This is a genomic window from Pantoea phyllosphaerae (genome assembly GCF_051025595.1).
Classification (GTDB): domain Bacteria; phylum Pseudomonadota; class Gammaproteobacteria; order Enterobacterales; family Enterobacteriaceae; genus Pantoea.
In genome coordinates this window covers 43,835-59,711 of record NZ_JBPFDE010000012.1, presented here as the reverse complement: position 1 = coordinate 59,711, position 15,877 = coordinate 43,835, and the positions used below count along the sequence as shown (strand labels likewise).

The 15,877-nt window shown below is 62.3% G+C and carries 11 protein-coding genes; 6 read left to right on the top strand and 5 right to left on the bottom strand.

Annotation, left to right across the window (positions count from 1 at the left end; all coding sequences use genetic code 11):
* Positions 1-14 precede the first annotated feature (14 nt).
* The 3 genes from malG to malE are packed head-to-tail and all read right to left on the bottom strand — an operon-like array spanning position 15 to position 3,697.
* Positions 15-905 carry a maltose ABC transporter permease MalG gene (gene malG, locus ACR6A7_RS15890; protein WP_033792433.1) on the bottom strand — a complete coding sequence of 297 codons (891 nt, stop codon included), beginning with the start codon at positions 903-905 and terminating at the stop codon, positions 15-17.
* A gap of 9 nt (positions 906-914) precedes the next feature.
* Entirely contained in the window at positions 915-2,447 is a 1,533-nt protein-coding gene (gene malF / locus ACR6A7_RS15885) for a maltose ABC transporter permease MalF (protein WP_434125976.1), read from the bottom strand.
* Positions 2,448-2,506: 59 nt separating this feature from the next.
* Positions 2,507-3,697: a maltose/maltodextrin ABC transporter substrate-binding protein MalE gene (gene malE / locus ACR6A7_RS15880; RefSeq protein ID WP_434125974.1), complete on the bottom strand. Its 1,191-nt coding sequence runs from the start codon at positions 3,695-3,697 to the stop codon at positions 2,507-2,509.
* Positions 3,698-4,059: 362 nt separating this feature from the next.
* On the opposite strand from malE, the gene malK reads away from it, so the two are divergent.
* The 5 genes from malK (at position 4,060) to ACR6A7_RS15855 (ending at position 8,331) form a co-directional block, all read left to right on the top strand.
* Positions 4,060-5,169 carry a maltose/maltodextrin ABC transporter ATP-binding protein MalK gene (gene malK / locus ACR6A7_RS15875; RefSeq protein WP_434125972.1) on the top strand — a complete coding sequence of 370 codons (1,110 nt, stop codon included), beginning with the start codon at positions 4,060-4,062 and terminating at the stop codon, positions 5,167-5,169.
* A 41-nt stretch (positions 5,170-5,210) separates the two neighbouring features.
* Complete coding sequence (locus tag ACR6A7_RS15870) at positions 5,211-6,512, top strand: maltoporin (RefSeq protein WP_434125971.1); 1,302 nt, start codon at positions 5,211-5,213, stop codon at positions 6,510-6,512.
* A 117-nt stretch (positions 6,513-6,629) separates the two neighbouring features.
* The gene (malM, locus tag ACR6A7_RS15865) at positions 6,630-7,544 is read left to right on the top strand and encodes a maltose operon protein MalM (protein ID WP_434125970.1); all 915 of its coding nucleotides are present in this window, start codon (positions 6,630-6,632) and stop codon (positions 7,542-7,544) included.
* A gap of 143 nt (positions 7,545-7,687) precedes the next feature.
* Positions 7,688-7,918: a type II toxin-antitoxin system VapB family antitoxin gene (gene vapB / locus ACR6A7_RS15860; RefSeq protein ID WP_048782087.1), complete on the top strand. Its 231-nt coding sequence runs from the start codon at positions 7,688-7,690 to the stop codon at positions 7,916-7,918.
* Positions 7,915-8,331 carry a type II toxin-antitoxin system VapC family toxin gene (locus ACR6A7_RS15855; protein ID WP_434125969.1) on the top strand — a complete coding sequence of 139 codons (417 nt, stop codon included), beginning with the start codon at positions 7,915-7,917 and terminating at the stop codon, positions 8,329-8,331. Before vapB ends, ACR6A7_RS15855 begins: the two co-directional genes overlap by 4 nt.
* A gap of 65 nt (positions 8,332-8,396) precedes the next feature.
* Here ACR6A7_RS15855 and malQ read toward each other — a convergent pair whose 3' ends face one another.
* Both malQ and malP read right to left on the bottom strand, forming a co-directional pair.
* Positions 8,397-10,472, bottom strand: a complete 2,076-nt coding sequence (malQ, locus tag ACR6A7_RS15850) for a 4-alpha-glucanotransferase (RefSeq protein ID WP_434125967.1) — start codon at positions 10,470-10,472, stop codon at positions 8,397-8,399.
* 8 nt (positions 10,473-10,480) lie between these two features.
* Positions 10,481-12,883, bottom strand: a complete 2,403-nt coding sequence (gene malP / locus ACR6A7_RS15845) for a maltodextrin phosphorylase (RefSeq protein ID WP_434125965.1) — start codon at positions 12,881-12,883, stop codon at positions 10,481-10,483.
* Between the two features lie 280 nt (positions 12,884-13,163).
* On the opposite strand from malP, the gene malT reads away from it, so the two are divergent.
* Positions 13,164-15,866 (top strand): HTH-type transcriptional regulator MalT, encoded by a 2,703-nt coding sequence (gene malT, locus ACR6A7_RS15840; protein ID WP_434125964.1) that lies wholly within the window; start codon positions 13,164-13,166, stop codon positions 15,864-15,866.
* Positions 15,867-15,877: the final 11 nt, after the last annotated feature.

The following is a 15,877-nucleotide window of genomic DNA, read 5'->3' as shown; positions in this document are numbered from 1 at the left end:
CAATGATGAAGAGATTAGCCCTTAACGCCGCCCGCCGTCAGGCCGCTGACCAGCCAGCGCTGCGCCAGCAGGAACACCAGCGTGATCGGGATGGCGGAGAGCACGGCAGCGGCGGCAAAGTCGCCCCACAGATAGTTCTGCGGGTTGAGATACTGCTGCATTCCCACCGCCAGGGTATAGCTGTTGACGTCCCGCAGCAGCAGCGAAGCGACCGGCACTTCCGTTACCGCGGCGATAAACGCCAGAATAAACACCACCGCCAGGATCGGCACCGAAAGCGGCAAGAGCACCAGTCGGAACGCCTGCCACGGCGTCGCGCCATCCAGCGCGGCCGCCTCTTCCAGCGAGCCGTCGATGGTTTCGAAATAACCTTTAATCGTCCAGACGTGCAGCGCGATACCGCCCAGGTAGGCGAAAATCACGCCGCCATGCGTATTCAGCCCCAGGAAAGGCAGATACTGCCCCAGCCGATCGAATAAAGCATAAAGCGCCACCAGCGAAAGCACAGCCGGGAACATCTGAAAAATCAGCATCCCTTTCAACAGGCTGGCGCGTCCGGCGAAGCGCATGCGAGCAAAAGCATAGGCGCAGGTGGTGGAAAGCGCCACTATGCCGAGCGCGCTGATGCCGGCAATCTTCACCGAGTTCCACAGCCACAGCAGCACCGGGAAGGGCGGCGGCGTGACGCGGCCATCGGCATGGGTCACGCTGAAGCCCAGCGCCAGCCGCCAGTGCTCCCAGGAGATCTGCTCCGGGATCAGGCTGCCGGTGGCAAAGTTGCCCGCGCGCAGCGAGATCGCCACCACCATCAGCAGCGGGAAAAGAATCGCGGCGATAAACGCCAGCAGCAGCAGATGGGTCAGCAGCAGACGCAGCTTCTGCGATTTAGGTTGTACCATAGCCATAACGCCTCCTTAGTCGAACGTCATCCGCACGGCTTTCAGGTTAATCACCGCCAGCGCGCCCACCAGCAGGAAGATCAGGGTGGCGATTGCCGCCGCCAGACCAAAGTCCTGTCCGCCGCCGCCCTCGAAGGCGATGCGCCACGTATAGTTCACCAGCAGGTCGGTATAGCCCGCCGGCGTGGTGGTGCCGAGGCGATCGGGGCCGCCGTTGGTCAGCAGCTGCACCAGCACGAAGTTGTTAAAGTTAAAGGCGAAGCTGGCGATCATCAGCGGCATCAGCGGCTTCAGCAGCAGCGGCAGGGTAATCAAAAAGAAGTTCTGCATCGGCCCTGCGCCATCCATCGCCGAGGCCTCATAAAGATCGTCCGGAATCGCCTTCAGCAGCCCCATGCAGAGGATCATCATATAGGGATAGCCGAGCCAGGTATTGACGATAACCAGCATGGCGCGCGCCAGCAGCGGGTCGCTAAACCAGGCGGGCTTAAGGCCGAACAGCGCGTTGAGCAGCACGTTGATCTCGCCGAAGCTCTGGTTAAACAGCCCTTTGAAAATCAGTATCGAAATAAAGGCCGGCACGGCATAGGGCAGGATCAGCATCACGCGATAAATCGCTTTGCCCTTCAGCGCCTCCCACTGCACCAGACAGGCGAGCACCATGCCGACAGCAACGGTCAGCACTACGGTCAGCAGCGAGAAGATCAGCGTCCAGCCGAAAATCGCCAGGAAGGGCTTCTGAATGCCTTCGTCGGTGAAGACGCGCACAAAGTTCTTCCAGCCTGCGCCGACCGTAAAGCCCGGGCTGAGCTGCTCGCTGCCCCAGCTGCCGTCAGCGTTGACCTGCTGGAAGAAGCCGGTTCGATCGTTCGCCTGGTAGATCTCGCCGCTCTGCTGATTTTTCAGCCGCTGGTCGGCGGTGAGCTGATAGAGCGGCCGGGTGCCGGAGAACTGCCGCAGCGAGCTCATCACCAGCTCGCGACCGTCCGGCAGCCGGGCGCGAAGTTGACCGAGCGCCTGGCGGTTGCCGGTGACCACTTTCAGCGTGGCCCGCTGGCCTGACGGCGGCGCGGCGCGGGTCAGGCTGAGCTGCTGTTCGCCCCCGAACGCGAACGGCGGCGAGACGTAGCTCTCACTGTCGGCGGAGAGCACCAGCTGCCAGCGATCGCCCGCCGGATAAAGCGCGAAGTTCATGCCTGCGCCGTCCTGATACTGACGGCTCAGCAACACCTGCTGCGCGCGCGCCTGGGACAGCTGGTTGGTGCTGCTGTAGTTGGTAAAGGCGATCGCCACGGTACAGGCGAGCGGAAAGAGCACAAACAGCGCCATCCCGGCGAGACCAGGATAGACGTAGCGCCAGGCATAGGCGCGCCGGTTAGCGTAGATCCAGATGCCCGCCGCGCTGACAATCAGCGTCAGCAGCGCAAAGAGATATTCGCCCTGCGCATACATCAGCACCAGAAGGTAGCCGACCAGCAGACAGCAGATCCCGACGAGAACGCGCTTCAGCAGCAGGGCCGCGCGGCCTGTTTTCGGTTTTCCTGACATGATTCGGTGTTCCTTAACAGCCAGTGGTAAGCCGGCGCGAACCGGCTTAAGGAGAGGCATTACTTATTCAGGCGCGCCTGGGCATCTTTCAGGGCGGCATCGACGCTCTGACGGCCGCTCAGGGCGTTAAGCGTGGCGGTGCGCATCGCATACCAGAAGGCTGCCATCTGCGGAATATTCGGCATAATGTCGCCGCTGCGCGCGTTGTTCATGGTGGCGGCGATGCGTTCATCTTTCTCCAGCGTCTGCTGAAACGATTTCAGCGTCACCGCGCCCAGCGGCTTGTCTTTATTCACCGCGTCCAGACCGGCGTCGGTCAGCAGATAGTTCTCAAGGAACTCTTTCGCCAGCTCTTTGTTCGGGCTGGCGGCGTTGATGCCCGCGCTCAGCACGCCGACGAAGGTTTTCGACGGTTTGCCGTTAAGGGTCGGCAGCAGCGTGACGCCGTAGTTGATACCGCTCTTGTCGATATTGCTCCAGGCCCAGGGACCGTTGATGGTCATCGCGGTCTGGCCTTTATTGAACGCCGCTTCGGCGATCGAGTAATCGGTGTCGGCGTTGAGGGTTTTGGCTTTAACCTGATCGACCAGGAACTGCATGCCCGCTTTCGCGCCAGCGTTATCTACGCCGGTATCTTTAACGTCGTAGCCGCTGTCGCTCTTTTTAAAGGCGTAAGCGCCGCCCGCCGCCAGCAGCGGCCAGGTAAAGTAGGGTTCCTGCAGGTTGAACATAATGGCGCTCTTGCCTTTGGCGCGCAGTTCTTTATCGACGGCCGCCATCTCTTCCCAGCTTTTCGGCGGGTTGGGCAGCAGGTCTTTGTTGTAGATCAGCGACAGCGATTCGACCGAGACCGGATAGCCGATCAGCTTGCCGTTGAAGCGCACCGCGTCCCAGGTAAAGGGAAAGAGCTTCTCCTGGAAGCTTTTATCCGGCGAGACCTCCGCCAGCAGCCCGGACTGGGCATAGCCGCCGAAGCGGTCGTGCGCCCAGAAGATAATGTCCGGGCCGTCGCCGGTGGCGGCCACCTGCGGATACTTCTCTTCCATTTTATCCGGATGCTCAACCGTCACTTTAATGCCGGTATCCTGCTCGAACTTCTTACCCACCTCGGCCAGCCCGTTGTAGCCCTTATCGCCGTTGATCCAGATAACCAGTTTTCCCTCTTCGATCTTTGCGATTGCCGAGGCCGAAAACAGCATGGCCGTAAGGGCGGAAAGGGCAAAAATGCGTGCGCCGGTTTTCATTGTCATAACTCCATCCTGTTAGCGGAAACGGAAATCGTTTTCCCGCACATTGTGACCATCCGCTGCCGCTTCTCATCCTCCCGCGCTCTACGCCTGCCAGCGCTAAGCCGTGATCCCCGTTGCAAAACCGGGCGGTTATCACGGTCTGGCGCACACTCCGGTCGCCGCGACTCTGCGCAGTCGATCACAAAAAACCGCCCATCGCCGCGTTTGAGGAGAGAGGCGCGACGATCTCCTCCTCCTCTCTCATCCCCCAGCTAAACCGCCTGCGGTGGAGGATGCGCGCGCGCGCCAGCTTTCCCATAGTGGGCGCCGGAGTCTGCCTGCGGCGATGCAGGCAAGAATAAGCAAGCGGAGAGGAAAGCATTATGGCGAGCGTCGCGTTACGCAATGTCACCAAGGCCTGGGGCGATACCCTGGTCTCAAAGGAGATCAATCTGGACATCGGCGAAGGAGAGTTTGTGGTGTTCGTCGGCCCGTCGGGCTGCGGCAAATCCACGCTACTGCGCATGATCGCCGGTCTGGAGACCATTACCCGCGGCGAGCTGCTGATCGGCGGCCAGCGGATGAACGAGGTGCCGCCCGCCGAGCGCGGCATCGGCATGGTGTTTCAGTCCTATGCCCTCTATCCGCATCTGTCGGTGGCGGAAAATATGTCTTTTGGCCTGAAGCTGGCGGGCGTCAGGCGCGGCGAGATCCAGCAGCGCGTGAATCAGGTGGCGGAAGTGCTGCAGCTGGCGCATCTGCTCGATCGCCGCCCCAAAGCGCTCTCCGGCGGTCAGCGCCAGCGCGTGGCGATCGGCCGTACGCTGGTCGCCGAGCCGCGCGTCTTTTTACTCGACGAGCCGCTCTCCAACCTGGACGCCGCGCTGCGCGTGCAGATGCGCATCGAGATTTCGCGGCTGCACAAGCGCCTGAAGCGCACCATGATTTACGTCACCCACGATCAGATCGAGGCGATGACCCTGGCGGACAAGATCGTGGTGCTGGATGCCGGGCGCATCGCCCAGGTCGGCAGGCCGCTGGAGCTCTATCACTATCCCGCTAACCGCTTCGTCGCCGGTTTTATCGGCTCGCCGCGCATGAATTTCCTGCCCGTCAAAGTGACCGCCACCGCGATCGATCAGGTGCAGGTCCGCCTGCCCAACGATCAGCGCATCTGGCTGCCGGTCGAGAGCGCAGGCGTTCAGGTGGGCAGCAATATGTCGTTAGGCATCCGGCCTGAACACCTGCTCTCCAGCGATATCGCCGACGTCACGCTCGAGGGCGAAGTGCAGGTGGTGGAGCAGCTCGGCAATGAAACGCAAATCCATATCCAGATCCCCGCTATCCGTCAGAACCTGGTGTACCGCCAGGAGGACGTTGTGCTGGTAGAAGAGGGCGCCCTGATGGGCATTGGCCTGCCACCGGAGCGCTGTCACCTGTTCCGCGAGGACGGGAGCGCCTGTCGCAGGCTGCATCAGGAGCCTGGTGTTTAGCCCTGCAAAACAATAAAAGCAATCACCTCAGGAGAGAGAAAATGATAACTCTGCGCAAACTTCCCGTCGCTATCGCCATTGCGGCGGGCACCATCGCCGCCCCGTCGATGGCGGTCGACTTTACCGGCTACGCCCGTTCCGGCATCGGCTGGACCGGCAGCGGCGGCGAGCAGCAGTGCTTTCAGGCCACCGGCGCGCAAAGCAAATACCGTCTGGGCAACGAATGCGAAACTTACGCCGAGCTGAAGCTGGGCCAGGAAGTGTGGAAAGAGGGCGACAAAAGCTTCTACTTCGACACCAACGTCGCCTATTCGGTGGCGCAGCAGAATGACTGGGAGGCGACCTCCCCCGCCTTCCGCGAGGCGAACGTCAAAGGCAAAAACCTGATCGACGCGCTGCCGGGCTCCACCATCTGGGCCGGTAAACGCTTCTACCAGCGCCACGACGTACATATGATCGACTTCTACTACTGGGATATCTCCGGCCCCGGCGCCGGTCTGGAAGATGTGGATCTCGGCTTCGGCAAGCTCTCTTTCGCGGCGACGCGCTCCTCAGAGGCGGGCGGCTCCTATACCTTCTCCAGCGATCGCATCCGCGATTACGCCACCAGCACCGCCAACGACGTCTTCGACGTGCGCCTGGCCGGACTGGAAACCAACCCGGACGGCGTGCTGGAGCTGGGTGTCGACTATGGCCGCGCCAACGCGCGCGACGGCTACCGTATCGAAGACGGCGCGTCGAAAGATGGCTGGATGTTTACGGCGGAGCATACCCAGAGCATGCTCAAGGGATACAACAAGTTCGTGCTGCAGTACGCCACCGATGCGCTGACTTCACAGGGCAAAGGGCTGCCGCAGGGCACCAACATCAACAATAACGGCAGCATGTACCGCGTCCTCGATCACGGCGCCATCTCGCTGGCCGACCGCTGGGACCTGATGTACGTGGCGATGTATCAGAACACCGATCTGGACAACAACCGCGGCACCGAGTGGTACACCGTCGGCGTGCGCCCGATGTACAAATGGACGCCGATCATGAGCACGCTGCTGGAAGTAGGCTACGACAACGTGAAGTCGCAGCAGGTCAGCGAACGCAACGGCCAGTACAAAATCACCCTCGCTCAGCAGTGGCAGGCGGGCGACAGCATCTGGTCGCGTCCGGCGCTGCGTCTGTTCGCCACCTACGCCAAATGGGATGAGAAGTGGGGCTACAGCAAAGACGCCTCGGGCGATCTGACCTCGCTGGCTTCACGCGACAGCACCGGCAACGGCCTCTTTACCAACAGCCGCGGCGACAACGACGAGTGGAGCTTCGGCGCGCAGATGGAAATCTGGTGGTAAACCGTACCGATCTGTAACGCAAACGGCCGCCGTGCGTTCAGCGCACGGCGCTTTCTGGGCAGCCGCGGCCATTGCCTTGCTTCAGCGACTGCCCGACAGCCTGTTGAGAAGATAAAAATGAAAAAGAAAACCCTTACCGCGCTTTGTCTGAGCGCCGCGCTGCTGACGAGCCTCGCCCTGCCAGCGCATGCTGACATCAACCTGGTGCCGCAGGATCTCTCCGCCGCGCCAACCATCCCGACCGCGAGCCTGCAGCGCCTGAGCTGGCAGCCCGTCGACACCTCGCGCCCGCAGAGCGTCTCGCTGGCGCAGAGCGGCACGCAGCTTGACGTCAGCGGCATCACCGGGCCGGTCGCCGCGTTTAGCCTGCCCGCCAGTCAGGGCGAGCTGACGGTAACGCTGAGCAGCGAGGTGGCGCGCAATCAGGTCTTCGCCCCCAACGTGCTGGTACTCGACGAGAATCTGCGTCCCGCCGCCTGGTTCCCGAGCCGCTTCTTTACCTACCAACAGCCGGGCGTGATGAGCGCCGATCGCCTGGAAGGGGTGATGAAGCTGACGCCGGCGCTGGGCCAGCAAAAAATCTATCTGCTGGTCTTCACTACCGCACAGGATCTCAGCCAGACCACCACGCTGGTGGATCCGGCGAAAGCCTATGCCCGCGGCACTGGCCATGCGGTGCCCGATATTCCCGATCCGGTCGCGCGTCACGGCGTGGACGGCAAAATCAAGCTGAAAGTCTCCACCAGCTCCGCCTCCTCAATCCTGGTTGGCCCGCTGTTCGGCTCCTCAGGTCCGGCGCCGGTTACGGTCGGCAGCACTCAGCCGGTTGCGCAGGCGGCGGCACGTACCGCGCCCGCAGCGCCGTCGGCGCCGCTGGTGGACGACACCGAAAGTTACTTTAACCAGAGCATCCGTCAGGCGGTGGATCAGGGCAACATCGACAAAGCCCTCAAGCTGCTGGACGAGGCAGAACGCCTGGGTTCAACGTCGGCGCGCAAAACCTTTATCAGCAGTGTTAAAGGCAAGGGGTGAAGCTGCCCCGACAGTGCTGAGTTGCCCCACCTGGTGCGCTACGGCGCACCTTTTTTCATAGAAAAATAACGCATGAAGGACGGCTATACATCACCCCTCCCTCTGCATATACTTAGCATATGCAAGGACAGGAGGATAAAAAAATGCGTACGGTATCAATATTCAAAAACGGTAATAATCGGGCGATTCGCCTGCCGCGCGATCTCGATTTCGACGGCGTAAACGAACTGGAGATTATCCGCGAAGGCGACTCTTTGATCCTGCGACCCGTCAAGCCGAGCTGGGGGTCATTTCGCGAGCAAGAAAAGGCTGACGCCGATTTTATGACGGAGCGTGCAGACGTTTTCAGCGATGAAGGGCGATTTGAGCTGTGATTAAAACCTATATGCTCGATACAAATATCTGCTCTTTTATTATGCGGGAACAGCCGGAAGCCCTGCTCATGCGGCTGGAGCAAGCTGTACTACGCCGTCATCGAATTGTTGTGTCGGCGATAACCTATGCGGAAATGCGGTTTGGCGCCGTTGGCAAGAAAGCGTCGCCTCGCCATGCTGAGCTGGTTGAAGCATTCTGCGCGCGCCTGGATGCTATTCTGGCCTGGGATCGCCATGCAGTGGACGCCACCACAGAAATCAAGCGTGCGCTAACCGCTATTGGCAGGCCCATTGGCCCGAATGATACCGCCATTGCCGGGCACGCTATTGCGGCTGACGCCATTCTTATTACCAATAACGTCAGGGAATTTGAGCGCGTGCCAGGGCTTGTTTTTGAAGACTGGAGCAAATGATCGCCTGACGGTGATGGAAATAGCGCGGTCCATAATCATCAGCCCGCGCATGGCGGGCTGACGTCTCACTTCTGTTTCATTCCCTTCCTGCCGCGATCGACCGCCGCCAGCAGCGCATCGACCGCCGGATCGCTGAACATCTCCTCCAGCGTCGCGCTGAGCTTGCGCCGCCAGTTAGGGTACGCGTCGGTGGTGCCGGGCACGTTGACCGGCGTCGTCATATCCAGCCACTCTTCCGGCTGCAGGCCGAGCAGCGCGCTCTGCGTGTCGGCCAGATAGCCCAGCATCGCCTGGCTGAGCGCGCGGGTCATACGCGCGCCGCCCTGTTCAAAGCGTCGACGCCTCGGCAGCGCGCCGCTGCGCAGCAGGGTCTGCAACAGCGCTTTCCTCGCCGCCTGCCTGTCGCGATACAGCCCTGCAAGAACGTCTTTATCGGGATAGAGCCCCAGCCTGCTGCCCAGACGCAGATCGTCGCTGCGCCACCAGCCGCGCAGCGTCGGCATATCGTGCGTGGTGGCGACCGCCATCGCCTGCCGCGGCCACTGCGTCGGCGCGCGGAACGCCTGCTTCGACGCCTGCTCGAAATAGAGCACCTTGTAGGAGTAGACGCCCGCATCGCGCAGCTTGTCGACGATCGCCGCCGGGACGGTGCCTAAATCTTCTCCGATCACCATACAGCGGTGGCGCTGGCTCTCCAGCGCCAGGATCGCCAGCAGCGCGTCCACCGGGTAGTGCACATAGGCGCCTTCCGCCGCGCTTTCGCCCTGCGGGATCCACCAGAGGCGCAGCAGCGCCATCACATGATCGATACGCAGCGCGCCGCAATCCTGCATGCTGGCGCGCAGCAGGGCGATCCAGGGCTCAAACGCGCGCGCCGCCATCACCTGCGGATCCATCGGCGGCAGCCCCCAGTTTTGCCCCAGCGGGCCGAGAATATCGGGCGGCGCGCCGACGCTCGCCTCCAGGCAGTAAAGCTCCCGCTCGCGCCAGGTTTCCGCGCCGTCGCGCGCCACGCCTACCGCCAGGTCACGGTAGAGGCCGATCGCCATCTCATGCTGCTGACAGCGCTGCCAGCACGCTGAGAACTGACGGGCCGCCAGCCACTGCAGCCAGAGACAGAAGCGCACCTCATCGCTCTGTTCGATGCGAAACGCCAGCACGGCGGCGCTGTCGGGATGCTGCAAGGCGTCCGGCCAGCTTTGCCAGCCGTGGCTGTCGCTATCCTGCTGGCGTTGCTCGGCATGCAGGGCGTCGAACAGGCCCTGGCTGAGCAGGCTGTCGCCACCCGCCTCGACAAAGGCCTCAAACGCCGCCGCCTCCGCATCCTCCGCGTCGCGCAGTCGAAACGTCTGCCAGGCCAGCCTCAGCCCGTCAAGCTTCAGGCGCGTTACGGCAGAATAATCGACCCATTCCGCGTTGCGTGCCGCCTGCAGCGCCTGCTGCGTTGCCTCAAGACGCCACCAGGCCTGCGCTGCCTCGCTCTGCTGAAAGTCCGGCACCGCGTTGACGTCGATATAGAGAATATTGAGCCAGCGGCGCGACGAGGGGCTGTAGGGGCTGGCGCTCTCCGGTTCGGCGGGAAAGAGGGCGTGCAGCGGGTTCAGCCCGACAAAGGCGCCCCCACGCCGCGCCGTTTCGTCGATCATTCGCTGCAGATCGCCAAAGTCGCCGATGCCCCAGTTAGATGCCGATCGCAGCGTATAGAGCTGGATGCAGCTGCCCCACAGCGATTCGCCCGCCAGCAGCGTGGGCGGCTCATAGCAGCGCGGCGGCGAGACGATGACGCAGCAGCCGTAGCGCTGTGCCTCATGCTCCAGCGTCAGCTGGTGGTAACCGTCCGGTAACGGCGGCAGCGTCAGGATTTCGCCCGCCGCGCAGCGGCCTGACCAGCACAGGCCCGCTTCGCTGGTCAGCTGCCAGTCGGCCGCGCTGAGAAGCACCGGCGAGAGCGCCAGCGGCTCGCCCTGGCGAAAGATAGCCGCAGGCGGCAGCGGCGACGTATCGGCATTCTGCGGCTGCATCAGCCGCAGCAGGCGTTCACGGGTCAGCGTGGAAACCTGCTGCGGCCGTCCGTGAGCGTCAATGTAGTCGGGCGCAATCAGGTCGTCTGCGGCGCGATCGAGATGGTTTTTTGGTTTCATGGCGTTCCTCAGCGCGCGGCCTGCCAGATACGTTGCTGATAGTCGCGAATGGCGCGGTCGGCGCTGAACATGCCGCAGCGCGCAGTGTTCAGGATCGCGGCGCGCGTCCAGGCCTCGGGATCGGCCCACAGCGCCTCCACCTGCTGCTGGGCATTGAGATAGTGGCGGAAATCGGCCAGCACCAGATAAGGATCGCCGCCCGCCGGGCTCAGGCTGCGCACCAGCGCGTCAAAGGCCGTGGTGTCGCCGTCGCTAAAGGTGCCGTCCTCCAGCGCGGTCAGCGCCCGATCCAGCTGCGGATCTTTTTTGCGCCAGGTCGCGGGCGCATAGCCCGCCTGCTTCAGTGCGGTCACCTGCTCAACGGTATGGCCGAAAATAAAGATATTCTCCTCGCCGACCTGCTGGGCGATCTCTACGTTTGCGCCGTCCAGGGTGCCAATCGTCAGCGCGCCGTTGAGCGCCAGCTTCATATTGCCGGTGCCGGACGCCTCTTTGCCCGCCGTCGAAATCTGCTCGGAGAGGTCGGCGGCAGGAATAAGCCGCTCCGCCACCGAGACGTTGTAGTCGGGAATAAACACGATTTTAAGGCGGTCACCGACGCGCGGATCGGCGTTAACCACGGCTGCCACCTTATTGATGGCATAAATGATATTTTTCGCCAGCGCGTAGCCCGGCGCCGCTTTGGCGCCGAACAGCATCACGCGCGGCGTCAGGTTCGCCTGCGGATCGCTGACCAGCGTCTGCCACAGGGCGATGATATGCAGCAGCATCAGATGCTGGCGCTTATATTCGTGCAGGCGCTTAATCTGCACGTCGAACAGGGCGTCAGGCTGCACGCGGATGCCGGTCTGTTCGGCGATCCAGCGCGTCAGCGCCGCCTTGTTCTGCTGCTTGATGGCGCGATACTCCGCGCGAAACGCGGCGTCGTCCGCCAGCGGCGCCAGATCGCTGAGCGCCTCCAGATCGTTGACCCAGGGACGGCGCAGCGATTTGTCAATCAGCGCGGCCAGCGCCGGGTTGCACTGCTGGATCCAGCGACGCGGCGTAATGCCGTTGGTGACGTTGTGGAACTTCTCCGGCCACAGCGCGTGGTATTCCGGGAAGAGATCCTGCACCACCAGCCGGGAGTGCAGCGCCGCCACGCCGTTGACCGCAAAACCGCTGACCACGCAGAGGTTCGCCATGCGCAGCTGCTGATTGTGCACTACCGCCAGCTTCGCCCAGATCGCCTCGTTGCCAGGCCAGCGCGCCTCGACCTCTTTTTTGAGCCGCGCGTTCAGCGTATTGATAATCATCATATGGCGCGGCAGCAGCGCGCGCACCAGGCGCAGGTTCCAGCACTCCAGCGCCTCCGGCATCAGCGTATGGTTGGTGTAGGCAAAGGTGCGCTGGGTAATGCGCCACGCCTCATCCCAGGAGAGCTGATGCTCGTCGAGCAGCAGGCGCAGCAGCTCCGGGATCGCCAGCGTCGGATGAGTATCGTTGAGCTGAATCACCTCATAGTCGGGCAGCGTCTCGATGGTGCGGCCGGCCTGGTGGTGGCGACGCAGGATATCGGCCAGCGTGCAGGCGCACTGGAAATATTGCTGCATCAGGCGCAGCTTTTTTCCGGCCTGATGGTTGTCGTTGGGGTAGAGCACCTTCGTCAGCTTCTCCGCCTCAATGCCCTGCTGCTCGGCACGCAGGAAATCGCCGTCGTTAAAGCGCTGCAGGTTAAACGGGTGCGCGTGTTTCGCCTGCCAGAGGCGCAGCGGCTGGGTGATGCCGTTGCCATAGCCGACCACCGGCAGATCCCAGGCCTCGCCCTGCAGCAGGAAGGCGGGCACCCAGCGCGGGCGGCCCTCTTCCGTCACCACCTTACCGCCCAGGCCAACCTGTACGGTCAGCGCGGCGTTGTGACGAAACCAGGGATAGCGGTCGCGTCCCCAGTCGTCGGGCTGTTCATGCTGCGCGCCCTCGACAAAATGCTGGCGAAACAGGCCGTACTGATAGTTCAGGCCATAGCCGATGGCGGGCTGGCCGGTGGTGGCCATCGCGTCGAGAAAACAGGCCGCCAGCCGTCCCAGGCCGCCGTTGCCGAGCGCCGGATCGGTTTCGCGCTCCAGCACCTCGCTCAGGGCGACGCCGTGCGCGGCGAGCGCGTCGCTGATCGCCTGATGCCAGCCCAGGTTAAGCAGGTTATTCCCCGTCAGTCGACCGGTGAGAAACTCCATAGAGAGATAGTTAACGTGGCGCTGCGGCCCGGCTGCGGGCTGCGCAGGCAGTTCGGCCAGCAGTTCGGCCAGCGCGCCGCTCAGCGCCTGCCACCACTGCTGCTGATTCATCTCCTGCGCGTCGCGCAGGCCAAAACGTTGCCACTGGCGCGTCAGCGCGGCGGTAAAGCGGGCGTGGTCGAAGGAGGGCGAATTCATATTAGGTGCTTCCTGTCTGGACGAAAAGGTATGCACGCTAGTGTGCCCTCCGCCTTTCGGGCGCTCCTCCTCCTGCATGAAATTCAGCGGGGAGGATAATGAGGGTGGAGAGGCCAGGGTAAATCTGAAACAGGAGCAGGAGTGTGATTACACTCGCTTTTGTTAAGCCTCTCTTACAGGTTCGCTTGCATTCAGTTAACGAATCCGTGAACGTGTATGAAGATTAATTACGAAGCGTAAAAAAATGATGCGCTGAACGTTAATGGAGAAGCGTGCGCCCATGTTAATTCCCTCAAAGCTCAGTCGTCCCGTTCGCCTTGAAAGCACCGTTACGCGCGACCGCCTGCTGCAAAAGCTCGGCGCAGCGGGTAATTACCGGCTGGTTTTGATTACCAGCCCGGCGGGCTATGGCAAAACTACGCTGGTCTCGCAGTGGGCGGCGGATAAAAAGGATCTGGGCTGGTATTCACTGGATGAGGGCGACAATCAGCCGGAGCGCTTCGCTGACTATCTTATCGCGGCGCTGCAGCAGGCGACGCAGGGTGGCTGCAGCCGCAGCGAAACGCTGGCGCAGAAGCGGCAGTACGTCAACCTCAACGCGCTTTTCGCCCAGCTGTTTATTGAGCTGGCTGAATGGCGGCAGCCGCTGTGGCTGATCGTGGATGACTATCACCACATCGCCAATCCCGCGATCCATGAGGCGATGCGCTTTTTCCTGCGCCATCAGCCCGACAATCTGACGCTGGTGGTGCTGTCGCGCAATCTGCCGCAGCTCGGCATCGCCAATTTACGCGTGCGTGAACAGCTGCTGGAGCTGGGCAGCCAGCAGCTGGCCTTTACCCATCACGAGGCAAAACTGTTTTTTGACTGTCGCCTGAGCGCGCCGCTCGCCTCCGAAGAGAGCGGACGTCTGTGCGACGACGTGGCGGGCTGGGCGACGGCGCTCCAGCTGATCGCCATCTCCGCGCGTCAGGGCGCCGGTTCGGCGCAGGACTCCGCGCGGCGGCTCTCCGGCATCAACGCCAGCCACCTTGCCGACTACCTGGTAGAGGAGGTGCTGGATAATATCGACGACGCGACGCGCCATTTTCTGCTGAAAACCGCGCTGCTGCGATCGATGAATGACGCGCTGGTCGCCTGCGTGACCGGCGAGGCGAACGGACGCATGCGGCTGGAGGAGATTGAGCGGCGGGGCCTCTTTCTGCAGCGTATGGATGATTCAGGCCAGTGGTTTAGCTATCACCCGCTGTTTGGATCGTTTTTGCGCCAGCGCTGTGAGTGGGAGCTGGCAGCCGAGCTGCCCGCGGTACATCGCGCGGCGGCGCAAAGCTGGATGGCGCAGGGATTCCCTGGCGAAGCGATCCATCACGCGCTCGCCTCGGGCGACGTCGAGATGCTGCGCGACGTTCTGCTGGCGCACGCCTGGACGCTGTTCAATCAGAGCGAGCTGGCGCTGCTGGAGAGGTCGCTGAGCGCGCTGCCCTGGGCAACGCTGCTGGCCAATCCTCGCCTGGTGCTGCTGCAGGCCTGGCTGATGCAGAGCCAGCATCGGTTTTCTGAGGTCAACCGCCTGCTGGCGACGTTTGAGCAGGCGTGCAGCTGCGAGATCGACGCGGCGCTGCAGGGCGAATTCAACGCCGTGCGTGCGCAGGTGGCGATCAACGACGGCAACACCGAAGAAGCGGAGCAGCTTGCCCGCCTCGCGCTGGAAACCCTGCCGGAAAGCCGCCGCTACAGCCGCATCGTCGCCACCTCGGTGCATGGTGAAGTGATGCACTGCAAAGGCGAGCTGGCGAGTTCGCTGGCGCTGATGCGCCAGACCGAGCAGATGGCGCGCCGCGATGAAACCTGGCACTACGCGCTCTGGAGCCTGATCCAGCAAAGCGAAATTCTTTTTGCGCAGGGATTTCTGCAGGCCGCCTGGGAGATTCAGGAGAAAGCGTTTTTACTGGTAAGCGAGCAGCATCTGTCGCAGTTTCCGCTGCATGAGTTTTTGCTGCGCATTCGCGCCCAGCTGATGTGGGCGTGGGGCCGTCTGGACGAGGCGGAGCAGGCGGCGCGCGAAGGGATGAAGGTGCTGAAAGGCTATCCGCCGCAGCAGCAGATCCAGTGTCTGGGCCTGCTGGTGCAGTGCTCGCTGGCGCGCGGCAATCTGGATAATGCGCGCAGCTACCTGAACCGTTTGGAGAATCTGCTCAACAACGGCAGCCTGCACAGCGACTGGATCGCTAACGCCGACAAGGTGAGGGTGATCTACTGGCAGATGACGGGCGACGTGCAGAGCGCCCGCCACTGGATGCGGCACACCGCGAAGCCCGCCTTCGCCAATAACCACTTCCTGCAGGGGCAGTGGCGCAATATCGCGCGGGCGCAGATCCTGCAGGGCGATCTCAGCCAGGCGGAAGTGGTGCTGGAAGAGCTCAACGAAAATGCGCGCGCGCTGCGTCTGATGAGTGATATGAACCGTAACCTGCTGCTGCTCAATCAGATCTACTGGCAGACCGGCCGCAAAGCGGAGGCGCAGCACGCGCTCATCGAGGCGCTGAAGCTGGCGCGCGGCACCGGCTTTATTAGCCATTTTGTGATTGAAGGCGAGATGATGGCGCAGCAGCTGCGCCAGCTTATTCAGCTCAACGCGCTGGAAGAGCTGGATAATCATCGCGCACGCCGCATTTTGAATGAAATCAATAAATACCACCGCCATAAGTTCGCTCACTTCGACGAGGGGTTCGTCAGCCGATTGCTCAACCATCCCGACGTGCCGGAGCTGATCCGCACCAGCCCGCTGACGCAGCGCGAATGGCAGGTATTGGGCCTGATCTACTCCGGCTACAGCAATGACCAAATCGCCGGTGAGCTGGATGTGGCCGCCACCACGATCAAAACCCATATTCGCAACCTCTATCAGAAGCTGGGCGTCTCGCATCGTGCCGAGGCGATGCATCAGGCGCAGTCAATGCTGAAGCTGATGGGGTATGTGTAGCGAATCTCTCG